This window comes from Paenibacillus sp. IHB B 3084 (genome assembly GCF_001447315.1).
Classification (GTDB): domain Bacteria; phylum Bacillota; class Bacilli; order Paenibacillales; family Paenibacillaceae; genus Paenibacillus.
The window spans coordinates 3,127,684-3,154,535 of sequence record NZ_CP013203.1 but is presented as its reverse complement, the minus strand read 5'-3'; the positions used below and the strand labels follow the sequence as shown (position 1 = coordinate 3,154,535).

24 protein-coding genes, 3 pseudogenes and 1 riboswitch are annotated in these 26,852 nt (G+C 49.6%); all 27 genes and pseudogenes read right to left on the bottom strand.

Annotated elements, in window-relative coordinates; all coding sequences use genetic code 11:
• Positions 1-47 precede the first annotated feature (47 nt).
• On the bottom strand, positions 48-914 hold the full coding sequence (gene atpG / locus ASL14_RS14865; protein ID WP_044646224.1) for an ATP synthase F1 subunit gamma: 867 nt from the start codon (positions 912-914) through the stop codon (positions 48-50).
• A gap of 246 nt (positions 915-1,160) precedes the next feature.
• A pseudogene (gene atpA, locus ASL14_RS14860) lies at positions 1,161-2,674 on the bottom strand (F0F1 ATP synthase subunit alpha).
• A 19-nt stretch (positions 2,675-2,693) separates the two neighbouring features.
• Positions 2,694-3,239, bottom strand: a complete 546-nt coding sequence (locus tag ASL14_RS14855; RefSeq protein ID WP_134912165.1) for a F0F1 ATP synthase subunit delta — start codon at positions 3,237-3,239, stop codon at positions 2,694-2,696.
• A complete protein-coding gene (atpF, locus tag ASL14_RS14850) occupies positions 3,236-3,724 on the bottom strand; it encodes a F0F1 ATP synthase subunit B (RefSeq protein ID WP_134912164.1) in 489 nt (162 codons plus the stop codon). The genes ASL14_RS14855 and atpF overlap by 4 nt, the downstream gene beginning before the upstream one ends.
• A 110-nt stretch (positions 3,725-3,834) precedes the next feature.
• Positions 3,835-4,059 (bottom strand): F0F1 ATP synthase subunit C, encoded by a 225-nt coding sequence (atpE, locus tag ASL14_RS14845; RefSeq protein ID WP_014278475.1) that lies wholly within the window; start codon positions 4,057-4,059, stop codon positions 3,835-3,837.
• Between the two features lie 104 nt (positions 4,060-4,163).
• Positions 4,164-4,987: pseudogene (gene atpB / locus ASL14_RS14840) on the bottom strand (F0F1 ATP synthase subunit A).
• 29 nt (positions 4,988-5,016) lie between these two features.
• Complete coding sequence (locus tag ASL14_RS14835) at positions 5,017-5,397, bottom strand: ATP synthase subunit I (RefSeq protein ID WP_044646220.1); 381 nt, start codon at positions 5,395-5,397, stop codon at positions 5,017-5,019.
• Positions 5,390-5,644, bottom strand: a complete 255-nt coding sequence (locus ASL14_RS14830) for an AtpZ/AtpI family protein (RefSeq protein WP_134912163.1) — start codon at positions 5,642-5,644, stop codon at positions 5,390-5,392. Before ASL14_RS14830 ends, ASL14_RS14835 begins: the two co-directional genes overlap by 8 nt.
• A 172-nt stretch (positions 5,645-5,816) precedes the next feature.
• Entirely contained in the window at positions 5,817-6,986 is a 1,170-nt protein-coding gene (gene wecB, locus ASL14_RS14825; RefSeq protein ID WP_134912162.1) for a non-hydrolyzing UDP-N-acetylglucosamine 2-epimerase, read from the bottom strand.
• A 109-nt stretch (positions 6,987-7,095) separates the two neighbouring features.
• Positions 7,096-7,725: a uracil phosphoribosyltransferase gene (upp, locus tag ASL14_RS14820; RefSeq protein ID WP_013312332.1), complete on the bottom strand. Its 630-nt coding sequence runs from the start codon at positions 7,723-7,725 to the stop codon at positions 7,096-7,098.
• Positions 7,726-8,083: 358 nt separating this feature from the next.
• Complete coding sequence (locus ASL14_RS14815) at positions 8,084-9,349, bottom strand: ABC transporter substrate-binding protein (RefSeq protein ID WP_134912161.1); 1,266 nt, start codon at positions 9,347-9,349, stop codon at positions 8,084-8,086.
• Between the two features lie 15 nt (positions 9,350-9,364).
• The gene (locus ASL14_RS14810) at positions 9,365-10,201 is read right to left on the bottom strand and encodes a carbohydrate ABC transporter permease (protein WP_134912160.1); all 837 of its coding nucleotides are present in this window, start codon (positions 10,199-10,201) and stop codon (positions 9,365-9,367) included.
• Positions 10,201-11,082: a carbohydrate ABC transporter permease gene (locus ASL14_RS14805; protein WP_134912159.1), complete on the bottom strand. Its 882-nt coding sequence runs from the start codon at positions 11,080-11,082 to the stop codon at positions 10,201-10,203. The genes ASL14_RS14810 and ASL14_RS14805 overlap by 1 nt, the downstream gene beginning before the upstream one ends.
• Before the next feature lie 166 nt (positions 11,083-11,248).
• A complete protein-coding gene (gene glyA / locus ASL14_RS14800; protein ID WP_134912158.1) occupies positions 11,249-12,499 on the bottom strand; it encodes a serine hydroxymethyltransferase in 1,251 nt (416 codons plus the stop codon).
• 128 nt (positions 12,500-12,627) lie between these two features.
• A complete protein-coding gene (locus tag ASL14_RS14795; RefSeq protein ID WP_134912157.1) occupies positions 12,628-13,215 on the bottom strand; it encodes a TIGR01440 family protein in 588 nt (195 codons plus the stop codon).
• A gap of 284 nt (positions 13,216-13,499) precedes the next feature.
• A riboswitch (ZMP/ZTP riboswitch) is annotated at positions 13,500-13,581 on the bottom strand.
• Positions 13,582-13,659: 78 nt separating this feature from the next.
• Positions 13,660-14,244: a low molecular weight protein arginine phosphatase gene (locus tag ASL14_RS14790; protein WP_134912156.1), complete on the bottom strand. Its 585-nt coding sequence runs from the start codon at positions 14,242-14,244 to the stop codon at positions 13,660-13,662.
• An 85-nt stretch (positions 14,245-14,329) separates the two neighbouring features.
• Positions 14,330-14,890 carry a manganese efflux pump MntP gene (locus tag ASL14_RS14785; protein ID WP_134912155.1) on the bottom strand — a complete coding sequence of 187 codons (561 nt, stop codon included), beginning with the start codon at positions 14,888-14,890 and terminating at the stop codon, positions 14,330-14,332.
• 186 nt (positions 14,891-15,076) lie between these two features.
• Complete coding sequence (locus ASL14_RS14780) at positions 15,077-16,315, bottom strand: L-threonylcarbamoyladenylate synthase (protein ID WP_134912154.1); 1,239 nt, start codon at positions 16,313-16,315, stop codon at positions 15,077-15,079.
• Positions 16,316-16,497: 182 nt separating this feature from the next.
• The gene (gene spoIIR / locus ASL14_RS14775; protein ID WP_134912153.1) at positions 16,498-17,190 is read right to left on the bottom strand and encodes a stage II sporulation protein R; all 693 of its coding nucleotides are present in this window, start codon (positions 17,188-17,190) and stop codon (positions 16,498-16,500) included.
• Positions 17,191-17,450: 260 nt separating this feature from the next.
• Positions 17,451-18,643, bottom strand: a pseudogene (locus ASL14_RS14770) (FtsW/RodA/SpoVE family cell cycle protein).
• A gap of 75 nt (positions 18,644-18,718) precedes the next feature.
• On the bottom strand, positions 18,719-19,618 hold the full coding sequence (prmC, locus tag ASL14_RS14765; RefSeq protein ID WP_134912152.1) for a peptide chain release factor N(5)-glutamine methyltransferase: 900 nt from the start codon (positions 19,616-19,618) through the stop codon (positions 18,719-18,721).
• A 3-nt stretch (positions 19,619-19,621) separates the two neighbouring features.
• On the bottom strand, positions 19,622-20,689 hold the full coding sequence (gene prfA, locus ASL14_RS14760; RefSeq protein WP_025683383.1) for a peptide chain release factor 1: 1,068 nt from the start codon (positions 20,687-20,689) through the stop codon (positions 19,622-19,624).
• Between the two features lie 213 nt (positions 20,690-20,902).
• Positions 20,903-22,003, bottom strand: coding sequence for a redox-regulated ATPase YchF (gene ychF / locus ASL14_RS14755; protein WP_014278491.1), 1,101 nt, complete (start codon positions 22,001-22,003; stop codon positions 20,903-20,905).
• Between the two features lie 142 nt (positions 22,004-22,145).
• A complete protein-coding gene (locus tag ASL14_RS14750) occupies positions 22,146-22,640 on the bottom strand; it encodes a GNAT family N-acetyltransferase (protein WP_134912151.1) in 495 nt (164 codons plus the stop codon).
• Positions 22,637-23,737, bottom strand: a complete 1,101-nt coding sequence (gene fni, locus ASL14_RS14745; RefSeq protein ID WP_134912150.1) for a type 2 isopentenyl-diphosphate Delta-isomerase — start codon at positions 23,735-23,737, stop codon at positions 22,637-22,639. Before fni ends, ASL14_RS14750 begins: the two co-directional genes overlap by 4 nt.
• 213 nt (positions 23,738-23,950) lie before the next feature.
• The gene (locus tag ASL14_RS14740; protein WP_134912149.1) at positions 23,951-24,568 is read right to left on the bottom strand and encodes a sugar O-acetyltransferase; all 618 of its coding nucleotides are present in this window, start codon (positions 24,566-24,568) and stop codon (positions 23,951-23,953) included.
• Between the two features lie 447 nt (positions 24,569-25,015).
• A complete protein-coding gene (locus ASL14_RS14730; protein WP_134912148.1) occupies positions 25,016-26,575 on the bottom strand; it encodes an IS1182 family transposase in 1,560 nt (519 codons plus the stop codon).
• Positions 26,576-26,852 lie beyond the last annotated feature (277 nt).

Here is a 26,852-nt window from a genome sequence, read left to right as displayed (position 1 = left end):
CATATTAGTATAGGACCAGCTATACAGCAGTCCGCAAAAAAAGCCCATTAAGACTGGGCACTTGCCCCTGCCACGATTTCCGTAATTTCCTGGGTAATAGCCGCTTGACGAGCACGGTTATAGGTCAGCGACAGCTCACCAATCAGCTTCGTAGCATTTTTAGTGGCAGATCCCATTGCTGTCATTTTTGCTCCCAGCTCACTCGCCTTACCGTTCAGCAAAGCACCATAGATGAGTGTTTCCGCGTATCGCGGCAACAGCACTTCCAGCACTCCTTCCGGTGACGGCTCATACTCATAGTTAATCGAGGATGCAGCAGCAGCGGAATCCGGCGTCGCCATAGGCAACAGACGGTCAACGGTTGGAATCTGAGTCAATGCATTAACAAAGCGGTTATAGCATAGATACAGCTCATCAAATTCTTTGAGCTCAAAACCCTGCACAGCTTTGTTGGCAATCGTCTTGATATCTGCAAAAGCAGGTGTATCCGACAGATCTGTTACCGACTCGGCAATAGGAAACTCGCGGCGTCTGAAATAGTCCCGTCCTTTTCGTCCAATAATGAAAATTGTAAATTCATCCTGTGAACGGTGACGTTCCGCAATTGTCTGTGTAACCTGCCGCAAAATGTTGGCATTATAACCACCAGCCAGACCACGATCAGATGTAATGATGAGATATGCCGTCTTTTTGACCGGACGCGATTCCAGCATCGGGTGCTTAACGTTGTTTGACCCCGCAGCAATACTGGTCACAACTTCCCTAAGCTTTTCCGAATAAGGACGAGCCGCCTCAGCCTTCTCCTGAGCTTTTCTAAGCTTGGATGCAGCTACCATCTCCATCGCTTTCGTAATCTGCTTCGTACTCTGCACACTTTTGATCTGACGTTTAATCTCGCGCATACCTTTTGCCATGATTTCACCACCTTCAAGCTTTGGCAAAGCCAAAGCTACTTCGTAAGCATTCACTTAGCTTTGACAAAGTCAAAACTAACTTCGTAAACCGGTTCTGGATATCCGGCTGTCCATGATGAAGGACAGTCCAGCCGGACTAATCATAAAGGGCCTGTTATTGAGGATAAAACATGCCAAGGAAGCCACAGCCCGGAGGGCACGCTTCCTTAGGACACTTCTCGTCATAAACTGGCAAATTCCAATGTATTAAACCGACGTGGCAAATGATTTTTTGAATTTCTCGATAGCTGCTATGAGAGCCGCATCGTTATCAGGTACCAAGTCTTTTGTATCACGAATAGATTGAAGAATATCTTGATGATCAGACTCCATATAAGAAAGGAAGTCTTTCTCAAAACGTTTCACGTCTGCTACAGGAATATCATCCAGGAAGCCTTTTACCGCAGTGTACAAGCTCACAACCTGTTGCTCTACAGCCAGCGGCTGGTTAACACCCTGTTTCAAAATCTCCATCATACGCGCGCCGCGATCCAGACGAGCTTTGGTGGACTTGTCCAAATCAGAACCGAATTGGGAGAACGCTTGAAGCTCACGATATTGGGCGAGGTCCAGACGCAGGGAACCTGCAACCTTTTCATCGCTTTGATCTGAGCCGAACCACCTACACGGGATACAGAAATACCTACGTTAATCGCCGGACGTTGTCCTGCATAGAACAAGTCAGCTTCGAGGAAGATTTGTCCGTCTGTGATGGAAATAACGTTCGTTGGAATATAGGCAGATACGTCGGAAGCCTGTGTTTCGATGAATGGCAACGCAGTTAGCGATCCGCCGCCTAACTCGTCATTCAGCTTTGCCGCACGTTCCAGCAAGCGGGAATGCAGATAGAAAACGTCACCTGGGTATGCCTCACGGCCCGGTGGACGACGCAGCAACAGGGAAAGTTCCCGGTAAGCTGACGCTTGTTTGGTCAAGTCATCGTATACAACCAACACGTGCTCGCCTTTGTACATAAAGTACTCACCCATAGCGCAGCCAGAGTAAGGTGCGATATAGAGCAATGGTGATGGGTCGGAAGCTGCCGCTGTAACGACAATCGTATATTCCAAAGCACCATGACGACGCAAGGTTTCAACGACTTGAGCTACCGTAGATTGCTTTTGGCCGATGGCAACATAAATACATTTCATGCCGCTGCCTTTTTGATTCAAAATCGCGTCAATCGCAATAGAGGTTTTACCTGTTTGACGGTCACCGATGATCAGCTCGCGTTGACCGCGACCAATCGGAACCATCGCATCAATAGCTTTAATCCCCGTCTGCATTGGCTCATGTACCGATTTACGGGCCATAACGCCTGGAGCCTGGCTTTCTACCGGACGGAATTCCGTTGTAGCAATCGGGCCTTTACCGTCTACTGGTTGTCCCAGTGGATTAACAACACGTCCGATCAATGCTTCCCCTACAGGAACCTGCATGATCTGACCTGTACGTTTCACTTGGCCGCCTTCACGGATATCGGAGAATTGACCGAGAATAACAACACCGACATTGCTTTCTTCCACGTTGAGCGCCAAGCCCAAAACGCCGTTTTCGAATTCAACCAATTCACCGGACATGACTTTTTCCAGTCCGTAGACGCGGGCAATACCGTCGCCGACTTCAACAACAGTGCCGACTTCAACGACCTCGATATCATTTTTATATTGTTCAATCTGACTTTTAATCAATGAACTGATTTCTTCAGGTTTGATACTCAAGTGTGTTCACCCCTATCTTCTATACTCGTCTGTTAAAGGATTTCTCGAGACGATCCAGCTTGCCGGCCAGACTGCCGTCGTACAGTGTATCGCCGATAACCACTTTCAATCCGCCCAGCAGACTCGGGTCCACTATGTTTTCCACACGGATTGTTTTATGTTCACGGGCTCCGAATTGCTCGGCTACCGCTGTTTTTTCCTGCTCACTGAGCGCATAAGTGGAATACACCTTTGCATGGGCAAGTCCCAGCTTGTACTCCTGAATATCGAGGTATCCAGCGAGAAGAGATTCGAACAAATCTGCTCTGCTGCGCTGGATCAACAGCTTAATCGTGTTGATCAGTGGGGCAGACAGCTTGCTCTCAAAACTGTCAGCCAGAACCTGAAGCTTGACCGCTTCCGTAATGTTAGGAGAGTTGATGAACTTACGGATTTCAGCATCCCCGGAGACAGCTTCTACAAAAGCACGCAGCTCTTGCTCGGTCTCCATAATGGTTTGCTCTTGCTCCGCCACTTCAAACAAAGCTTTCGCATACCGTTTGGCAACTACCGTATCCCGGCTCATGCTTTGCCTCCTACCTCTTTAAGGTACTGGTCGACAAGCTCTCCCTGGACTTGGTCTTCCTTGATTTCTTTTTGAATCAGCTTGGAAGCGATTTGTACTGAAGCCCGGCCCACTTCGCTGCGCAGCTCGGCAACTGCCTTATTGCGCTCGCTTGTGATCTCACGAACAGCTTCGTCTTTCAGGCGGACAGCTTCGTCCTTGGCCTGAACAATAATTTGCTCCGCTTGCTTGCTACCTGTTTGTTTCGACTGCTCAATAATATCGTAGGCTTCTTTACGTGCCTGTTGGAGAGCCTGCTTTTGCTCCTCAACATAGGCAGTAGCCTGTTCACGCGTCTGTGCCGCTTCATTTATTTGCTTCAAAACAAGCTCTCGCCGCTTCTCCATAATTGAAAAGAGGGGGCCAAATGCATAACGGGTCAGCAACCAGTACAAGATCAAAAATGCAATTATAGTAAAAACGATACTTGTCCAATTTAAACTCAATTGAAGTCACTCCTTTCCGGTGAACGTCAGTCCTGGATCTTTCATTCTTCAAACGAACAAAGAAGGCGCGGATGGCTGTGCCTTCCCCGCCAAACCTTGCTTCCATTCAATTAAGCTGCTGCGTAGAAAATGAATGCCAGAACGACACCGATGATTGGCAGTGCTTCAACCAGACCTACACCGATAAACATGACAGTTTGCAATGAAGCTTTTGCTTCTGGCTGACGAGCGATACCTTCAACTGTTTTACTTACGATCAGACCGTTACCAATACCTGCGCCGAGCGCACCCAAACCTACTGCGATAGCTGCTGCTATTAATGCCCAAGCTCCCATTTTAAAAATCCTCCTTAGAGATGTGTATTTGTGTTGTACATGTATATGCAGTTAAGAGCGAAGCGCACTCCTGAACTTAACTAAAAACCGGAAACTGAAATGACCTAATGCTCTTCTTCATGTGTATCGATTGCCTGTGAAATATACACGAACGTCAAAATAGTAAAGACGAACGCCTGAATACTGCCGACAAAGATACTGAATCCTTGCCATACAACCAGCCCCAATACAGAGGCAATCCACCCTCCAACACCAATTGCTGTCAATTTCAGCAGCACACTAATCAAAACCTCGCCGGCAAAGATATTACCGAATAGACGCATACCATGTGTCAAAAGTTTCGAGAACTGCTCAATCAGGTTAATTGGCAAAAAGAAAGGGAATGGCTGAATGTAATGCTTGAAGTATGCTTTGGTGTTACGGAAGATTCCCAGGAAATGAACCAGCACAAAGATCATCAATGCCAGACCAATGGACACTCCTGCATCTGCGGTAGGTGATTTCCACCAGCTGACACCCACGTGGGCAGGTTCGCCCGGATGAGCCGCCTGTGCTTGTTCTAATGCTTCCTTGACTGGAATGATTTGGTGTCCAAATACTTGGGCACTTTGCGTATTATCGAAATCGGTCACAATACCGAATGGTAAGCCCAGCATATTTCCGACAAAAATGAACATGATCAGCGTCATCCCCAAGGAGAGGAACGGCTTCCCTTTTTTCAAATCCATCGTGCTGGTAATCAGTCCTTGAACGAACTCAACGACCCATTCCATAAAGTTTGCAGCTTGCTTGGATTGTCCACAGACAAATTGCGCGTTGCAGCAAAAGCCAGTCCAAACACAATCGCGCAAGTTACAAAAAGCATAATAATGACGGACAAGTCAATGTTAAACCCGCCCAATTCGATAATCGGTGATTCATGCAACATGTTTTCTCACCCCTTTCTCAGTTGAGCCATCATTTTTCCTGTAGCGCGAATATGATGCCTATAATTAAAAGAAGAAACTGTCCAGTTACCAGGCTTGCCATTACAGCGATCTCATGGAAATAGGCCGGAAATTCTATCGCCAGCACTACCGCCAAAATAGAGGTCGCAACACGAACTCCAAAGCCGATGCCCACCCTTTTCTTCTTGCCTTCACCGGCGGCCGCACTCGCAACCTGTCGAATTTTGTAGGCCATATACAGCACATTAAGACAGCTTACTCCCGTTCCCAGAATGATTCCGTGAGCAATGTCACGATGTTGGGGCATGAAGGCGGAGACCAGGAAACACAGAGCCATAATACAAAGCGCTACGATCCATAACATTTTTTGCATTCGGGTCATCTCACTCATGGTTATCCCTCAATACCTTTCCGATCACAAGGGCAATACTCAATGCGCCTACAACCAAGCCTGCGAGAACGCTTACGCCAATCCAAATTCCGGAACCACCAAGTTTGGCTTCTAGCCACTTTCCGGCATAAAAACCACCCAGTGTGCACACGGCTAAATCAATGCCGATAGCGCTCACCAGTCCAATTGCCTTGAAGGCATTTCCGGTGTTATTTCGGTTGTTGTTTTGCTTGGAAGGTTTGACCACTTTTCCATGTCACCCCTGCAATTCCAGTCCATTTTACTTAAATATAAGATGCTTTGTCAATTGAGATATTTTAGCGCCCTAAAGTATAAAATCAGTCGACAAAAGCATCTTAAAATGCCGTATCCCTTGGTAACCGTACAGTTTAACTGTATGCTTGCCTTGTAAAGAATAATTATATCGGACGAACACCTTTTGTGAACATTGTGTGAAATTCTTTAGGACGTTCGGATTGAACACCATAATGGTGCAAAATCGCATTGACAATTCTTACTGATGCCTGTCCGTCGCCGTAAGGGTTCGCTGCCTGGCTCATAGACTCGTACAACGCGGAATCTGTCAAAAGTGCCTTGGTCCGATTGTACACGTTCTCTTCGCTCGTACCCACCAGCTCCAGTGTGCCCGCTTCAATGCCTTCCGGTCTTTCGGTCGTATCGCGCAGTACCAGTACAGGCACGCCGAATGAAGGGGCTTCCTCCTGAAGACCACCGGAATCAGTAAGAATGAGATGAGTGTGCGGATAAAAATTGTGTAAATCCACCACATCCAGCGGATCAATCAGCTTAATACGCGGATGGTTGCCTAAAATCTCAAATGCAGGCTCCTTCACAGCCGGACTCGGATGAACCGGATACACGATAGCGATATCCTCAAACTCGTCCGCGATCCGTTTGACCGCACTAAAAATTTGGCGATGTGGTTCCCCCTGGGACTCCCGACGGTGTGCCGTCATCAGAATCAGACGCTTGCCTTTAGCCCATTCCAACACCGGATGCTCGTAATCCTGGCGAACTGTGTACTGAAATACGTCAGTCACGGTATTGCCTGTTACATATATTCGCGATTCAGGTTTATTTTCCTTCCGCAAATTTCCGGCCGATAAAGATGTAGGAGAAAAATGAAGATCAGACAGCACTCCTGTCAGTTGACGGTTCATTTCCTCAGGGTATGGAGATAGTTTGTTCCACGTCCGCAAGCCCGCTTCCACATGCCCCACTTCGATCTGTTGCATAAAGGCCGCATAGCTGGCCAGGAAAGTCGTCAGCGTATCGCCGTGAACGAGTACAATATCCGGCTTTGCCTCACGTAATACAGGCTCTAAACCTTGAAGCACACGGATCGAAATTTCATTAAGCGTCTGACGATCCTTCATCACATCCAGATCATAGTCAGGGTGAATATTAAATACTTCCAGAACCTGATCGAGCATTTGGCGATGTTGAGCCGTTACGCATACTACAGACTCGATATGCTCGGGGTGACGTTGAAGCTCCAAAATAAGAGGAGCCATCTTAATCGCTTCCGGACGCACGCCAAAAATAGTCATCACTTTGATTTTGGACATTTTCTGTTGAACCCCTTTTCAAAATAAACGCCCGACTCCAAGATCGTTCTCCTATGAAAAACGACTTGTCCGTAACGCCCATATATTATGCCGAATGACCAGAGGCCGTTTACTTGGTTCCGTACAAACGGTCTCCCGCGTCACCAAGACCAGGAATAATGTAGCCGTGATCATCCAGACGCTCGTCCAGTGCAGCAACATAAATATCTACATCGGGGTGGGCATCCTGAACAGCCTTGACTCCCTCGGGAGCGGCAATCAAATTCATCATTTTAATTTGGGTGCAGCCTCTCTTTTTCAACACATCAATAGCCGCGATCGCCGAGCCGCCTGTTGCCAGCATCGGATCAATCACGATCAATTCACGCTCAGTCACGTCTGTAGGCAGCTTCGTATAGTATTCCACAGGCTGCAATGTCTCGGGATCACGGAACAGTCCCACATGCCCTACCTTTGCTGCCGGCAGCAGTTTGACAACGCCATCCAGCATACCCAGGCCTGCGCGCAAGATTGGAATGAGGCCCAGCATACGACCGGAAATCACTTTACCTTCCGTCTCAGCAACCGGTGTCTGCACCGTAATGCTCTCCAGCGGGATATCCCGCGTAATTTCATAAGCCATCAATGTTGCTACTTCATCCACCAGCTCGCGGAAATCCTTGGTGTTGGTCCGCACATCGCGGATAAATGTAAGTTTGTGTTGGATCAAAGGGTGATCACAAACCACCAGTTTTGCCATGATATATTCCCTCCGGTATTATCGTCACGTTCTTTCGCACCAGAATATTGAACATCCTGTATGGAAAGGATCTATGTAACCTATTTGTACAAACCAAATAAGCACAGATGCAATGCGTGCCTGTAAATCCTGTTTATTATAACATTCCCTTGATTGATTTAACACCTGCCACCGCAACCTTTTGTCAAGAGGAAGATATGACAGGTAAAAAGCAAACTTTTGCCCACTTCAGGGGTGACTTTTGTCATACAAAAAGTGCATAAAAAAAAGCTCTGACGGCACTTGACCGTCAAAGCCTTTGAACTTCGGACTACCCACCCAAGCTACAGGCATTGTGTCCTGATACAGTATCAATCTTTTATCTAAACTTCAAATTGTCCCATGCCCCCTGAAATTGCCCGAGCATTTCGTCCTTCGTAATAACCCCTGCAATATAGGCCTGCATGCTGCTGCTGAGATCCTGATTCAGTCCCTTCGGGAAACGTTGAAAGTTCCAGCTCCATATCTTTCCTTCCTTCACATGCTTGGATATCTCAGCACCCAGATCACCTGTCGTCTCGTCACTGGAGGGGATGCTTCTAAAGGCGGGTACGAATTTGAACTCCTTGGTGATGTAATGCTTGCCCGTTTCCGAAGTGACCAGCCAGTTGAGAAAATCCTTTGCTTCCTGCTTCACAGGCGAATTTTTATTCACCACCCAATTGGATGCCACACCCACAGCGAGTCTGCCCCCTTCGGACGGATCATTATCAATGGGCGTGGGCAGGATGCCCAGATTCAGATCCGGGTTAATTCCATCGATTTGCGGCTGAGTCCAGTTCCCTTGGTGCATCATCGCAGCCTTTCCTGTCGCAAACAACGTCACCTGTGTATTGTAATCCGTCGTAAGCGGGTTACGGTTACCGTATTTCAGGGTCAGGTCAAGCAGCTTCACCCACTGATCAAACACAGGGTTACCGGGGATGCGGGCCATTCCCTTGTTTAAATCCTCCACATATGTCTCAGGGTTCGGCTGTCTGGCAAACGGGATATTAATAAAATGGTTCCCCAGCACCCACCATTCCGCATACCCGTTAGCAAACGGTGTAATCCCCGCAGCCTTCAGGCGTTTAGCCGCTTCTTCCAGCTCATTTATCGTCTGAGGAAGCTTCGTTATGCCCGCCTTTTTGAACAAATCCTTATTATAAACAAAACCAAAGCCCTCCAGATTCATAGGCTGTCCGTAAATTTTACCGTTGACGGTCATCGGCTTGCGGGCGAAATCATCCAAATCCTTGACCCATGGCTGATCCGACAGATCCTCCAAATACTCAAACCACGTATCGCGGTCCTGGTATCCCTCATTCGTGAAAATGTCCGGCTGATCTCCCGATGCGAATTTGGCTTTCAACGAAGCTCCGTAATCCGTTCCGCCTCCGACAGACTGTATATCCAGCTTGATGCCCGGATGTGTTTTTTCATAATCTGCCTTCAACTTGTTCAGCGGCTCCGAAATTTCTACCTTGAACTGATAGATGTGTATTGTCTTCGTCCCGCCCTGTTGAGCCTGCGTATTTCCACAACCCGAAAGCGTACATGCGAGCAGCACGATCAGAGAAAGGACAAGCAGCGCTGTCTTGTTCATCGGTTATCCCTCCCGTCATCCTTTGACCGCACCGGCTGCAATGCCGGAAACGATGTATTTTTGCATCACCAGAAAAAACACAACAATAGGCGTAATCCCTAACACCAGCGCTGGCAGCGCCAAATCCCATTGCTTGGTATACTGGCCGAACAGCATATAGGTGGCAATGGGAATCGTGCGCAGCTCGGGATCATTCAAAATAAGCGAAGGCAGCAGATAGTCATTCCAAATCCATAAAGTATTCATAATAAGCACGGTTACAAACATGGGCAGCAGCAGCGGACAAACGATGCGAAAGAACACACCGTACCGAGAGGAACCATCTACCCTCGCTGCCTGCTCGACCTCAATAGGCACCGATTTAATAAAGCCATGAAATAGAAACACGGATAAAGGCGCGCCAAAGCCCAAATAGCACAAAATCAGGCCCGGTATACTGTTGTTCAGGCTGAGTACGTTGGACACCTCCATCAGAGGCAGCATGATAGATTGGAAGGGAACCACCATGGCAGCCACGAGCAGACCGAACAGGAAGCGATTAAAACGTGTATCATGCCGAACCATCTGGTAAGCAGCCATCGAGCTGATTAGCAGCAGAAGTGCATTGCTGACAATCGTGACGATTAACGAATTCCCCAGTGCTGTAGGAAAATTTATTTTATTCCAGGCATTCGCATAGTTCTCAAAATGGAAGGTCATCGGCCACGAGGCAGAATGAGCCAAAATGTCGCCAAAGGATTTAACGGAATTGACGAGCAAAAAGTAGAACGGAACCAGAAAGATCAACCCGATCACAATGAGCAGGATTTCAGCAACCCAAATGCCCAAACGGTAGTTTGATGTTTTCCCCATTACATTTCGACCTCCTTTTTCTTCGTCAGACGCACCTGAATGCTGGTAATGATCCCAACGATGACAAAGAAAATAATGGCTTTGGCTGTACCCAATCCAAGGCGGTTATTTGTAAACGCTTCATTATATATGTCCAACGCAACAGACTCCGTCGACTTGAAGGGTCCGCCCTTGGTCAGCGCCAAATTCAACTCAAATACTTTAAAGGACCAGGATATCGCCAGAAACAGGCAGACGGTTACGGCTGGCATAATTAACGGCACCACGATATGACGCAAAATCTGTCTGCGGCTCGCACCGTCAATCTGGGCAGATTCTATAAGAGCATGAGGGACATTATTTAACGAGGATATGTAAATAACCATAAGATAGCCGGCATATTGCCATACAAATACAATGACGGTTCCCCAGAAAGCGGTTGGCCCGTCACCAAGCCACGGCAGATTGAAGAAGGACAGTCCTGTAGCCTCTCCCACCGCAGAAAAGCCGCGCACAAAGATAAACTGCCAGATGAAGCCCAGCAGCAAACCTCCGATCATATTAGGCATAAAAAATACAGTACGCAGCGCATTACGGGTACGCAACGGCTTTGTAAGAACATACGCCAGGAAAAAGCCGATCAGGTTGGTCAGAATCACACCACATACGGTAAAACGGACCGTGAACCAGAACGCATTACGGAAGTCTGGATCATCCCTGAAAATGTGTACGTAATTCCCTAACCTGAGCCACTGAACATTTTCAGATACTCCATCCCAGTTCGTCATGGAATAATACAGACCCAGCAGGAATGGAATGACCATAATCAAGACGAAAAACAACGCCAACGGTCCTACAAATATGAGCTGCTGTAATAACTGCGCGGATTTTCTTTGACTCAATGCAATCACTCCTTTGTTGTAGATCATGAAGGAAAGCGCAGACAAATCCTTACCGTAATCGCTTATTACCCAAAAATGTAAGTTTCGAGTCGTTAGAAATCAAAAAAAAGACTGTTTCTCCTCCGGCTTACGGAAGAAAAACAGCCTTATCAAACAAGTAAATAGATTAGTATTGAGTACCTGGGTAGATCGGGAATTTGTCTGTCAGTTCGCCAACAGCTTGGCTGGCTTTAGACAATACCGTATCATCCTTCGGATTTTTGAGAGTTTCAGCAATGATTTTACCGATTTTGACCATAGCCTCTTCATCCATACCACGGGATGTTGCAGCAGGTGTACCAATGCGGATTCCGCTGGTAACGAATGGACTAGTCGGGTCGAAAGGAATCGCGTTTTTGTTGACCGTGATGCCCACGGAATCCAGTACATGCTCCGCTTCTTTTCCAGTGATGTTCAAGTTACGCGTGTCCAGCAGCATCAAGTGATTATCCGTACCGCCGGATACAATGTTAATGCCTTCAGCCAGCAATGTCTCAGCCAGCACCTGGGCGTTGCGAACTACGTTTTGCGCATAGGTTTTGAAGGAAGGCTGGAGCGCTTCACCCAAGGCAACAGCTTTAGATGCGATCACATGCATCAACGGACCCCCTTGAGTACCTGGGAAAATCGCTTTATCAATTGCTTGTGCCCACGCTTTGCGAGTCAGAATCAGACCCCCACGCGGACCACGCAGCGTTTTGTGTGTCGTTGTTGTAACAAATTGAGCATGTGGAACCGGGCTTGGGTGAATACCCGCTGCCACAAGACCCGCGATATGTGCCATATCGACCATGAACAGAGCGCCCACATCGTTGGCAATGGAAGCGAAGGCTTCAAAATCGATGGTACGCGGATACGCGCTCGCTCCGGCTACAATCAGACGAGGGCGATGCTTGAAGGCTGCCTTGCGCACTTCATCATAGTCGATGCGGAAGTTGTCTTCACGTACGCCGTAAGCGGCAAAGTTATACAGCAAGCCGGAGGCGTTAACCGGACTTCCGTGTGTCAGATGGCCACCGTGCGCCAGGTTCATACCCAGTACGGTATCTCCAGGTTTAAGAGCTGCCAGATATACTGCCATGTTCGCTTGCGCTCCCGAGTGAGCCTGTACGTTAGCATGCTCTGCACCGAACAGTTCTTTGGCACGGTCGCGTGCAATGTCCTCGACGATATCCACATGCTCACAGCCACCGTAGTAGCGTTTGCTTGGATAACCTTCAGCATATTTATTCGTCAATACGGAGCCCATTGCTTCCATTACCGCTTCGCTGACGATATTTTCGGATGCGATCAGCTCGATATTGTGGCGTTGTCGTTTCAGTTCAAGTCCCATTGCTTCCAGCACTGCCGGGTCACTTTTACGCAGATGTTCCATCATGATTGATTACTCCCTCTCCATGGTCAATTGTCAGGTATACAGGCAAGCGCCTGCTCCTCTGTTGGGCACCTCATCATCAATGCAAAAAAGATCAGTACAAACATGCAGTCCAAGCCAAAATACAAATGCTAGTCGCAGCTTCCGCCGCCTTCTTGCTCCAGACTATACACTGCTCGCTGTCCGCCAATGAGCGGAGGACGAGTGAATGCCGCCGTCACACGCGCTTCGCCAATCCAGCGAAGGCCTGGACGAAACGGAACGGCAATCGGTCGCAAATGCATACCGATCAGCGTCTCACCAATGTCTACCCCCGCATGCGCCTGTACATTCGCCGCCAGACATGCATCTTCCAGCGCACGATAGGCGGCGGTAGCCATAGATCCGCCTGCCGTACGAACGGGAACAGCGGCGACCTCCGTCAGTCCCAGCCGTTCCAGCACGGCTCGTTCAACCACCAGCGCACGGTTCAAATGCTCGCAGCATTGAAACGCCACATCAAAACCGTACGCCCTGCGAACAGATTCCACTCCAGCCAGCAATTGCTGCGCCACATCGAGCGCTCCCGCCGTGCCAATCCGGCTTCCCGCCACCTCACTGGTGCTTACGCCGATAACCAACAGGCGACCAGCTTTGAGACTGGCTGTTTCTGCGATTTCCTTCACGACAGAAGCGGTCTGTACTTCAAGCGTAACCTCATGATCCAATTGTCCTACCATTGGAACCTCCTTTGGTTGAACAGCCCCACAGAGACTGGGCACAGGCTTATGCCCCATGTTCAACACACTCTCTCCTGATATCACAATCTGACTATATTATAGCCGATGAATCGGATTTCGAGCAGGAAAAATGGAAAAACTGCTTAAAGGACCCTCTCTCGGTTTGGATACTCGAAGTAACAGCATGCGGAAGAATAATAGCCATTTGTCTGGACGGAAGGACACTGGAGGCCGGACCTAGCTCATATACGAAAAAAGAGCAGTCCACAGCCTATGTGGATTTGCTCTTTTGCCCAGGCGACCGGCCGTATATCCGGTGCTCCATCGTGGTTAACCCCACTTTTGTCGCCAGTTACACCGGATTCTTGTTTTTCCACCTTATCTTAACGGATTAACCGCCGAAAATCAACAGATCCCGTACAAAATAGATGAGTGATACAAACTTTATTCGGACAAAGCCTTCAGCTTGTCCACCAGCTTGTGCAGCGCCGTTCGGATTTCCGCAGCCGTGACATCGTAATCTTCACGCGACCCGCCGAACGGATCGGAAATATCAAAGCCCGGAATACGTTGACGCAGTTCAATCATCCGCTCACGCTCCCGTGCCGAAAGCTCCTGACCTAATGATCCCATCAGTTGTTGCGAAGCGTACAGACCATCCAGCTCCTGTACATCATTCAGCACTGAATCCCGGTCCTCCACATATTCCTTGAGCGTAAACACTTTGCCCACCGTTTGGGGAAAGCGCTGGATGACGTGCTGCTTATGCCCTTGGGTCAAGGTTAAAATCAGATGTGCCCACTCGGCAAGCCCACCGTTCAAAGAAGTTGAGGTGATTTGATCCGAGACATTATGGTCACGAAGCACTGCCTCTGCATGTCGGGAAATGGGCGTACCTTCCATCGCGGCTACTCCCGCCGAGCGCACTTCCAACCCTAGCCCGTGCTCAGCAGACAGCTTGCGCAGCATCCCTTCAGCCATTGGACTGCGACAGGTGTTCCCTGTGCAAACGAATAAGATATGTTTCAACGTCTTCACCCCCCCGTAAGTTAAAAAATATATAAACAGAGGATTACTAAAATCCTGTATTTATTTTACACTGTCCGCCCCAAAATCAAAACATAAACATAAAGCCAAACGCCAGTAAAATGGCACCGCCCACCGCTTCTCCATAGTCTCCCAGATTGCGGCTGACCTTGCGGCCTAACAGTAGTCCCAGCATCGCCATCGCTCCCCCGCAAAAGCCAAACGTCAGAACGGTCAGCACCAAATCACTCTGGAACATGCCCAGTGATACCCCGACAGAAAAGGAGTCGACGCTCACCCCAAGCGAAAATAGTAAAAGGCCCAGGGGCGAACGATGGTCCAGCGCCTGTCCCCCGTCACCTTTGAAGGAATTATACACCATATGCCCGCCCAAAAGGATAAGCAATCCCCCTGCAAAATAGGTCGTCACATGACCCAGTAAAGAACTCATATAATGGCCTGTGAACATACCCAGCAATGGCATCAGTATGTGAAAAAAACCAATGACCGTGCTGATCCGCAGCACGTCTCGCAAGCGTATCCCCTTCATGCCGATCCCCACGCCTAACGATAACGCATCCATCCCCAGCGCTACAGCCATGACCAGAATCGTTACAATCTGCCCGACATGGGCAGAGGCTGCCAGCATACTCCATCCCCCAATATCCGTCCGCTCTTGTACACGTTATGCGGACAAGAAGCAAAACAGTACAAGCATACGGTTTACCATGCTTGTACCGGGATAAGGAGAGGGGCCAACTATGCCGAAAAGGTCAATCCATGCAAACGTGGGGACTGCATGTATAGGAAATGTTTGGATAGTGTCCGGATCGTCCTAGAGACGGACGACCCGATGGCCTGCTGCTTTAAGCAGGCGGTTCATAACGGCGTCTCCCAGTCCTTTCGGCGGACAAGCTTCCGCCAAGATGTAGGTGACGCCTTCCTCGTCGCAGCGGCGCAGCACGCCGTACAAGCGCTGCGCCGCCTCATGGAGCTCATCCAGCTTGCCCAGCGTGTAAACGCGCTCTCCGGCATAGCCGGCGGCATGCTCGTCGAACGCGAGCACCGCCGTGCGCTCTCCACTCGCGGACGCCTCCGCCAGCGCAGCGCAAATCCAGCCCGTCACCTCCGCGGATGACGGGCCTTGCACTACGCTCAAGCGGCCTCGTGGCGCGTAGTGCGTGTACTTCATGCCCGGCGAACGCGGTGCCGGGCTATCGGCGTCCTCGCCGGGCGAAGCAGCGGCGAGCGCCGGGTCCAGCTCGACGGCGCGAGCGACCGCAGCGAGCTGCTCGGCCGTCACGCCGCCGGGGCGCAGGATGGTGACGGTTCCGTCGTCACCGGCCTGCACCACCGTGGACTCCAGCCCCACACCCGTGGGGCCACCGTCCAAAATGCCGCCGATGCGGCCCTCCAGGTCCTCCCGCACATGCTGTGCAAGGGTCGGACTGGGCCTGCCCGAGCGGTTGGCGCTTGGCGCAGCCAGCGGACAGCCCGCTTCCGCAATCAGGCGCAGCGCTACCGGATGATCTGGCATGCGCACGCCGACCGTGTCCAGCCCCGCCGTCACACGGGGCGACAGTGCTTGCGGAATTACGGGCAGCACCAGCGTTAGCGGTCCCGGCCAGAACGCATTCATCAGCGCCCGCGCCGTATCATTTACTTTCGTTACCATGCCATCCAACTGGGCAGGGTCGGAAATATGCACGATCAGCGGATTATCGGAAGGACGCCCTTTGGCGGCGAATACTGATTCTACCGCTTCCGTGCTACGCGCATCCGCGCCCAAGCCGTACACCGTCTCGGTAGGGAACGCTACCGTCTCTCCTGCTTGCAGCAGCACAGCAGCCTCACGAATGCCTTTTTCCGCCGCGATAAGGGCTTGTCCGGATAATACTTCACCAGAGAAATCTCCTTTAACCACCAAGCCTCTGACGTCCCACCAATTCGTATGGGAAGCCGCCAACGGCGGCTTTAGCTCATGAAGCCCCCGTTCATCCAGTACCGATTCACATTTTTCCTTTTGCGCCGACTCTCCGCACAAACCTTGTATTTGATTCAATTTATCGCTCATATCAGATCATCCCATACGTTATTGTCATACAGTCCTGCTCAGTTTGCTCTATCGTCAAAGAACTTGCCTTGGCAGCTTATCTGAACCGAATCTGTCCATGTCTCATAGCTGTAAAACCTATATTTCATTATAACATACCGGAATCATCCACCCGTTGTTCTCTTTTCTACAGCTCACGACGCTTAGGCAAACAAGCCACTCGCCCATGCCCACAGCCCCGTCAACGCATCCCATAGAAAAAACCGTACTTCCGGCTCCTTGTCAGCGGCATTCGTCCGTCCGCCTCCTTGGTCCGCTCTTGCCGAGACCGCTTGTGCTGCTGCTTCCCCGCTGCTCGCATCAATAAAGCACAAGGGAGGAAACAGCACACACCACCAATTTTGCCCTTTGCCTTGTCCCAGCGTAACCCGAAGCGCTTCATAATCTCCTGCCGGATAAACAAGCCCACCGTACATCTTGGTCGGAAAAGGTACGTTTGCCAATTCCACCTGATGGTCGTACGAAATGCCCCGTCGAGCCAGTTCCGCGCCTACTAAACGGTCAATTTCGGGTAAATGATCAGCAATCAGCACTCTGGCTTGCTCCAAACTTTGCGGGTTTTCCAACTTGCCGACCCACGCATCCATCTGTTGTACGATGGAATCCCTTATTTCACGTTTTACCAACTGATCCTCCGGGCGATCCGAATTGGCCAAAATACGCAATCGGATGGAATCATGCGGAATGACGCCCGCTCCTGTCGTGGCCATCCCTGCCCCTACAGGCCCTCTTGACCCTGGTGTCATGGCGGCATCTGTTTTTTGACCTTCCCACGACATCATTAATATCGAAATACAAAATAGTATCATTGCAACTTGCTTGGTCCAGCTTCTCATCCCAAATCCCCCCAAACTCTATCATGTCTATCAGTCTGTCCGGTTTGGGAGAGGCTAAACCTATCAATCTCGTAAAATGTTCATGAAGATTTAAAAAAACATCCATAGCCCTACATCGAGCAACATGGATCTGCGTACCAAAGCTTGGGAGTAACCCGCGTATACGAAAAAGCCCAGATTTCACAATCTGGACCCTTTTGCATCTCACTATTTTTCTCACCATAAAACACAAAGCTGTATCTATCCACAATCTGTACACACTAAGCTTTTTTCGCCTTCGTCAAGTTCACTCTGGAAGGCTGTGGCAGATCGTCCTCCAGTTCCTGACCGTGTACCTTAATGCTCATAACCAAGCCAATACTAGCCATGTTAATGAGCAACGACGTACCCCCATAGCTTATAAAAGGGAGCGTAATCCCCGTCAGTGGCATGATGCCCAAAAACGCGCCGATATTCTCAAAAATCTGATACAGCAGCATGGACACAATGCCGACGATAAGATAGGGTCCAGCCCGATCACGGCATTCCAGCGAGATCAGGATCATACGGTGTATCAAAATAAAATATAGCAGCAGCAGCACCGATGAGCCGACAAAGCCAAATTCCTCCGCTACGACCACAAAAATAGAATCCGCATAGGTGTAAGGCACACGACCAGATTGCACCGAAGTCCCCTGCAAAAAGCCTTTGCCCATCATTCCACCAGAGGCAATGGCCAACTTGGCGTTTTTCGTATGATAAGATGCCTTCGCTGTCGCTTCTTCCGGTACCAGCCAAGGGTCCAGACGCTCTACCCAGTGACTACGGCCAATGCCCTTCATAAAGGTATCAATCTGGTCGTGGAAGGAAATATACGCTTTGATCCCGCCGCCTGCGGCAACTGCAAAAATCGTAAATCCGATCAATGCATGGGAGGCCTTCACATTACCGATCCACAGCATACCGAGAACGATGACAATGTACCCGAGCGCATTACCCAAGTCATTTTGCGCCATGACCATAGCGAACGGTACAAAGCTCACTAAAGCAACTGGAAGTACATCCTGTATGAAGTAAAGCTTGCTCTTGCGCTTCTTTATCAGCATATAAGCCAGAAAAATAATAAGCACTAGCTTGAATACCTCAGCAGGCTGAAGGTTCAAGCCACCAATTTTCAAAAAGCCCTGAGAGTTGTTAACCGTCCCGCCAAAAAAGCCGAGAGCCAACAGGAATATTCCGCCGCCATATACATACAGCGCTTTTTAATAAAAATACGAAAATCCACCAACGCCAAACCCAAAACAGCCACAAAACCCAATATATAATACCCGATCATTTTCTGGTAGTCGTTTCCGTGCTCCACAATGTTGGTAGGGCCTCTACCCGCGCTATACACCGTTATGATACTAATCGCCATCAGCAAAACCAGAATGAAGATAACCGGACCGTCAATTTTTTTCAATTTCTGAAGCATGATTTCCCCCTGAGCCGTTTCTCGGTCATACTCCTTTTATTCTAAAGGAAAGACTCGCAAAAAGAAAATGCAGCATTATTCCGCAACGCCCAGGACATGGCGTTCGATTCTAGCAAGGTCCGGAACGATCAGAATCGTATTCCAATGACCTGCCTGCTCCAGCAGTCCAGCCACGTCTCTGGCCTGTCCCATGCCCAGCTCGAATCCGATCAGCCGCGGCGGAGCCTGAAGCAGCTCAAGCTGCTCCAGCATCGCCCGATACGGGCCAAGCCCGTCAGGCCCGCCATCCAGTGCCATGCGAGGCTCATGATCGCGCACCTCCGGCTGCAAGCCTGCGATGTCGGCGGCCGGGATATACGGCGGATTGGACACCAGGATGTCCACCGCCTTTCCCGCGAACGGCGCCAGCAGGTCGCCTTCGCGCAGCTCTACGGCTGCGCCGTTGGCAGCGGCGTTATGCGCCGCCATCTCCAGCGCTGCGGCGGAAATATCCCCCGCCGCCACGCGCCAACGGGGCCGCTCAGCCGCCAGCGTGACGGCAATCGCCCCGCTGCCCGCGCCGATATCGAGCGCCTGCGGAGCGCCGTCCGGCCACAGCCGGTCGCCGTGCTGAAGTATGGCCTCGACGAGCAGCTCTGTCTCAGGGCGCGGAATCAGCACCGACGGCGAAACCGCGAACGGACGGCCATAAAACTCCTGCCGTCCGATAATATACTGCGCTGGCTCACCCGCTGCTTTGCGGGCTATAACCGCTTCCCACGCCTCTTTGCCCGAGGCTGGGAACGGATCGCCCAGCGCAGCGTAGAACGCCGTGCCTTCCAGCCCGAGCACATGCTCCAGCAGCAGGCGGGCGTTATGCTGCGGCTCCAGCACGCCGCAGCTCCCTAAAAAAGAAGAAGCCTCAACTAAGGCTTCTCTGATACTCATGCTCCGTTCCGACGACATTCGATACACAAGATCGCGTTCGTGTCCCAAAACTTAAACCTCTTGTTCCATCAAATCAGCCTGCTCTGCAATCGTGAGCGCCGATACGATTTCTTCGATCTCCCCGTTCATCACCTGATCCAGCTTGTGCATGGTCAGCCCGATGCGGTGATCTGTTACACGGCTTTGCGGGAAGTTGTAGGTACGAATGCGCTCACTGCGATCTCCGGTACCCACTTTGCTCTTACGCTCGCCTGCATATTTGGCTTCCTCTTCCTGACGAAGCATATCCGAAATACGGGCACGCAAAACCTGGAGTGCCTTCTCCTTGTTGGAGTTTTGGGATTTGCCGTCCTGACAGGTTGCCATAATGCCTGTTGGCATATGCGTTACACGTACCGCCGACTTGGTCGTATTAACGGACTGACCGCCAGCACCGCTGGAGCAGAACGTATCTACGCGGATATCCTTGTCGGAAATTTCAACATCCACTTCTTCGGCCTCAGGCATAACGGATACCGTAGATGTAGATGTATGAATACGTCCGCCGGATTCCGTCGTCGGAATCCGCTGTACGCGGTGTGCTCCGCTTTCGAATTTCATTTTGCTGTATGCGCCGCGTCCGTTAATCATGAAAATAACCTCTTTAAAACCTCCAAGGTCATTCATGTTCGCATCCATCAGCTCTACACGCCAGCCTTGGGTATCGGCATAACGAGTGTACATCCGGTACAGATCCGCTGCGAACAATGCCGCTTCGTCACCACCCGCTGCACCGCGAATTTCGATAATCACATTCTTATCATCATTCGGGTCCTTCGGCAGCAGCAAAATGCGGATTTTCTCGTCCAGCTCCCGCTTGCGGGCACTGAGCTCATCAATCTCCATTTTCACCATTTCACGCATCTCGTCGTCCAGCTTTTCCGCCTGCATGGCTTTAGCAGCGTCCAGCTCTTCAACGACAGTTTTATATTCGGTATATGCTTCATAAGCAGGCTGTAAATCAGACTGTTCTTTGGAATAATCTCTAAGTTTCTTGCTATCGTTCGCTACATCCGGATCGCAGAGCAGTTCGCTCAGTTTATCGTAGCGGTCCGCCAATGATTGCAATCGGTCCAACAAGCGATTCACCTCTTCAGTTAAATTAATATGAAGCCAGATTCAAATTCACTGGCTACAGCTCTTTATTATACCAACTAATTAATTAATTAGCTACTAAAAATACTTCTAATTCATGAATTGAATAACAACCATAATTTCAATAAAAAAAGCCGCCACCCAACACAGGCAGCGACTATTTTATTTAGAACAATGTTTTATACTGCAAACCTAATGTTATACATTAAAACGGAAATGCATAACGTCTCCGTCTTGTACCACATATTCCTTACCTTCCAAACGAAGCTGACCACGTTCCTTAGCCCCATTCATAGAGCCAGCAGCGACCAAATCATTGTAGGATACAACCTCGGCACGAATAAATCCGCGTTCAAAATCCGTGTGGATAACGCCCGCAGCACCCGGTGCTTTAGTTCCTTTGTGAATGGTCCATGCGCGTACTTCCTGCACACCTGCTGTGAAATACGTATACAGACCCAACAAGCGGTAAGCGGCTTTGATCAGACGATTCAGACCGGATTCAGCCAGTCCCAGTTCCTCCAGGAACATCGCCTTGTCTTCGCCTTCCAGCTCGGCAATTTCAGATTCTACTTTGGCGCTAATCGGCACCACTTCTGCATTTTCCGCTACAGCAAAATCACGTACCTTTTGCACATATGGATTGCTGTCGGCTTCCGTTACACCGTCTTCGCTGACATTAGCTGCGTACAGTACAGGCTTCATCGTAAGCAAATGAAGATCACGTACAATCAACTGTTCTTCATCCGACAATTCCACGCTGCGCGCAGGCTTATCAGCATACAATGATTCCTTGATCCGCTCCAGCACTTCAACTTCCTGGGTGTATTGCTTGTTGCCACCCTTCATGTTTTTGCGGGAACGCTCAATGCGCTTGTCTACGCTTTCGATATCTGCCAGAATCAGTTCCAGATTAATGGTCTGAATGTCACTGATCGGGTCGATTTTGCCATCCACATGGGTAATGTTCTCATCTTCAAAACAACGTACCACATGCACAATCGCATCCACTTCACGAATATGAGCCAGAAACTTGTTACCCAAACCCTCGCCCTTGCTCGCGCCGCGTACAAGTCCTGCAATATCAACAAATTCAAAAGCCGTCGGCACCGTTTTGTTCGGCACAACCAGTTCAGTCAGCTTATCCAGCCGTTCGTCCGGTACTTCAACTACACCTACATTCGGATCAATCGTACAAAATGGATAGTTTGCGGATTCCGCACCCGCCTGCGTTATTGCGTTAAACAGTGTTGATTTGCCCACGTTCGGCAAGCCCACAATCCCCGCTTTTAAAGCCATAATCAGAACAACTCCCGTTTATATAAAATGTGCGTTATGCCATCCGTTAGTTTACCAACCCACATTATATATGAGAACCTATACCTGCGGCAAGCATACGACTGTGACTTTCAGGATTTTGCTATATCCTCTACTTCTTCATTTAAATCTCTTTGCTCATCTGAATATCCGTAACCCGATAGCCTGACTTGCGGTACACATGCAAAGCCCGTTCATTATGCCCAAATACATGCAAACCGATGCGCACGGCTCCCAGCCTGCGAGCCTCCTGTTCCAAAGCCCCCATCGCCAATGTGCCTAGCCCCCGCCCCTGATATGAATCGTAGACGAGAATATCCAGCAGAAAAGCTTCTTTTCCTTGTGCACTATCCGTAATATTGAACCAGATATAGCCCGCTTCCTCTTGGCTCTCCACAACATCCGTATCCGAATACATTAGCATGTAAAGGTGAGCATGGGGAGTATCCAGTCTCTTTGGCAAATACTTGCCAAAGCTTTCCCTAGCCCGTTCCGGTGCTTCCTCCACCGTCCACGTCCCTGCTTGAATTTTGTCCTCTGCGTAATCCACAAGCGAGCGCTGCTCAAAACGATCATACTGCTCGTCGTTCATAGGAATGAATCTGATGAATCCACTCATCTGTTCGCCTTCTTTCTTAATCGAGTCGTATCTTTAAGACTTTCAATCCCATCTACCCCGATGCCAAACATGACTGTGCGCAGTTCCAGCTCCACCTGCTCCAGCCGCGCTTCCAGCGCCTCTGTGGAGGCGACCGCCGATCCGAGCAGCGACCGTCCGAAACCCGCCATATCAGCGCCCAAGGCAAGCGCCTTGGCTGCATCGACACCGTCTCTCAGTCCGCCACTGCCAATCACTGCGCCATTCGGCTGCGCCGCCCTGACCTCTACGATACAATCTGCGGTGGAGTTTCCCCAATCCGCAAATGCTTCCGCCGCCGCACGGCGTACAGGATCAGAATTGCGGAATTTTTCCACCTGACTCCAGCTTGTCCCGCCTGCGCCCGCGACATCAATAAAAGCTGCACCCGCATCATACAGTCTCGAAGCCGTCTCGCCATCTATACCCCAGCCTACTTCCTTCACGCCTACGGGCACTGAAAGCTGGCGGCACAGCTCTTCAATACGTCCAAGCAATCCGCCAAAATCCAGATTCCCCTCAGGTTGAAAAACCTCCTGCAATCCGTTCAAATGCAGTACAAGCATGTCCGCTCCGGCAATCTCTACCGCACGGCGACAGTCGTCCACGCCAAATCCGTAGTTCAACTGCACTGCTCCAAGATTGGCAAGGATCGGAATATTCGGTGCCAAGCGACGAACCGCAAAGGTCGGAGCCAGTTCTTCTTTTTCCACCGCAGCTCGCACCGAGCCTACTCCCAGCGCCCAGCCGCGTTTTTCCGCTGTTTCTGCCAAGCGCTCATTAATCGCTCCCGTCTCCGCGCTGCCGCCTGTCATGGAACTAATCAGCAGCGGCGTTCGCACTGCGCGCCCCAGAAAAGTAGTGTCCAGACGTACCTCATCAAAATGCAGTTCAGGCAGTGCACAGTGTTTAAAGGCATAGCGCTCCAGTCCATTCGTGATGCCTTGGCTTGCCACGTCCTCTTGCAAACAAAGGCGGACATGCTCTATTTTCCGTTCACCTGTGCGTGCAGCAGGCAGCAAAGAACCGGATTTGCCGGAACTCTCAGGTGTTTCAGATTTATTTTCCACATTACTCATCTATGTCCCACCTCATTTAGGTCACTTCATGTATTTACATTGGTCTGAAAACACAAATAAGACCGCTCCCGAACACGGTAACCGATCTATTTATGTATGATTACAGGCAATTATTTAGATACTTTTATTGTAGCATGGATGGAAAAATATATACACAGAATCGCGAGCCTTTCCTCTGCTTATATAAACCGTTCAGATGAGTTTTTTTGTACCTTAGTCCTCAATGTCAGCGTAATAATCATTTTTTTGCTTTTCCCAGTACCGTCTGTCTTCATCTGTAATTTCCCTTAGCACTTTGCATGGATTTCCTACGGCAACCACATTATCAGGAATGTCTTTGGTAACGATAGATCCCGCCCCGATAACTACATTATTTCCAATATTCACTCCTGGAGTGATTACGGTATTTGCGCCAATCCATACACTGTTCCCAATCGTTATCGGTTTACCAAATTCGAGCAGGGTGTTGCGTACATCTGAATCTATCGGATGCCCAGCCGTATATACACCTACCCTGGGGCCGAAAAAAACATGATCCCCTATTGTTACTTTCGCAACATCAATAATGATGCAGTCATAATTGGCATAGAACTGATTGCCCACTGTAATGTGACAGCCATAGTCACAGCGAAATGGGGGTTCGATATATATCTCCTGACCTGTAGACTCGAACAGTTGTTTAAGTAGCTCTACCCGGTACTCCTGTTGCTCTTCCGTACTGTTATTGAACAAGCGGGTAAGCATTCTCGATTTCTTGCTATCCTTTGCTAATTCTTTTCCACCAGCCATATATAATTTGCCTTCTAACATATTATCTTTATTCGTTGCCATGTACACTTTCCTTCCTGTTTAAAAGGTTTTCATTTCACTCCATGAAGTTGGACAAATGCCAGATATTAAATTATAGTATAGTTTATTATTATACTTTTAATAAGCATTGTCAAAAGCGAGTGGGTGCAGTGGCTACCACCGGATACATTGCCTTTTTAGTAGGCCCCCCAGGATTAGGATTTCTGGGAGAGTCTTTCGGTCTCTTACACGCCATGATCGCGGTGCTTATCGGTGTTATCCTTGCTGGCCTTTTATCAGACGCTGCCAAGCCAATGGATTCAGGAGGAACCCGGCAATAATGCCATATAGCTAATCATGATTTAATATAGCGTCATATTATAGTAAAAGACAAAAGAAGGGGCTGTCCCAAAAGTAGATTTCGACGTTAGAGACAACCCTTCTCATTCTAAAAAAACCACAAAAGTCAGCAAAGCAGCGATTCTCCCGTTATTGGAGAATCGCTGCTTTGCGTTTTTGGTCCACTGCGGCTTGCTTCAGCACATTATGGGCAAGTGAAAGCCAGCCGACCTCAAGCGTCACCTTCTCCATGCCGCGAAGCAGAAACCGCCGGAAACCCCGGTTGTTTTTCAGTTGTCCAAATACGCTTTCCGGTTCCGTCATTCGGCGCACGGCCAAGGTGTACCCTTCTTCACTTCGAAGGATTTCCCGAGCTTGGTTCTGGTATCTTAGCCGTTCCACACTGACGACTACTTCCCGATTTCCTTCCGCCTTCGTACAACGGTCCTTCAGGAGGCAGCCGTCACAAGAGTTGCTTCGGTAATGACGTTTGCGAATCTCGTATCCACTCTTTAAGGTTTCCTTTCTTTCTCTGCGGAAATGCAGTGTTTGTCCAGCCTTGCAGGTCCATGTATCCTTTGCCTCGTTGTATGTCCAGTTCTCTATCTTTCCGATATCCGCTTTCCACGCCTTGCTCTTCTCTTTATGGTAGCTGCCGTATTTAACGACAGCCTGGATCTTTTCCTTTTCCAGATAGGCGTAGTTTTCTTCACTGCCGTAACCTGCGTCTGCAATGACGGTCTGTGGAAATCCCCCCAGTAGTTTCTGAGCTTTTTCCATATGCGGCTGCAAACAGCGAGTATCCGTCGGTCGTTGGTGAACACTGTAGGCTAAAATGAACTGGTTTTCGGTTCCGACCTGCACATTATATCCGGGTTTCAGTTGACCGTTTCGCATGTGGTCTTCCTTCATCCGCATGAAGGTCGCGTCCGGGTCGGTCTTGCTGAAGCTGTTTCGGTCCCCAAGCAGGGTTTTGTATTGCTCATACTTCAGCAGCCTTGGCAGCAAATTCTTGCGAAGCTTCCGAACGGCTTTCTTCAGCGTTTTGTCCTTGGGCTTGTCCAGAAGTTGCGACTCCAGCGCTTGGGTCATGTGTTCGAGTTTCTCACTACTCATCTCTAACGATTCGCCGAGTTCGACAAGATCTTTACCTTGGTGCTCGCACTCTTCCTGGTGCTCTGCGGCTTCGATGCTGGCAAACAGCACGTGTACATTCTCTTGCAACTTGGCCTTGTGTTTAGTCACGGCCTTGCCCCAAACAAATGTGTAGCGATTGGCATTGGCCTCGATCTTGGTACCATCTACGAAGTAATGCTCCAGGGAGACGTATTCTTCTTCCGCCAGAAATTGAAGCACGGCGGTGAATACCGTTTCAAGAACGTCCTTCATCCGCTGAGAACGGAAACGATTAAGGGTACGGAAGTCCGGGCGTTGCCGTCCGGCCAACCACATGAAGGGGATATTCTCCCGAAGCGCTTTAGCGATTTGCCGGGAGGAGTAAATGCGCTGTGTATAAGCGTAGATGATGACTTTTGTCAGCATTTTAGGATGGTAGCTGTTGCGGCCACCGCCGGGATAGGCGGCGTCAAAGATGGTGTCGTCCAGTCGATTCACGGCTGCATTAACGACACGAACGAGGTGATTAGGAGGAATATCTTCTTCTAAATCCATTGGCAAGCAAAGTTGGTCCATGTTATATTGAATGTACAAAAGAAACCTCTCCTTTGAAATGGTTGGTCGCACTTCCATTTTACCAAAGAAAGGTTTCTTTTTTTATGATTTTTAGAAGGATTGTAGATACGATTCCCGCTTAAACAGCGGAGAGGACGGAACGATTGTGGAAAAGCGGCAGCGGTCGCCTTTGTATCCGGATTTTTACCGCTAAGTCAAATAAATAAAATCTGGATACAACAGCGATTGGAACAACGTTCCGTTCGCGGAGCGTCCTCACCAAACGCTCACGTATATCCTACTCAAAAACAAGGGC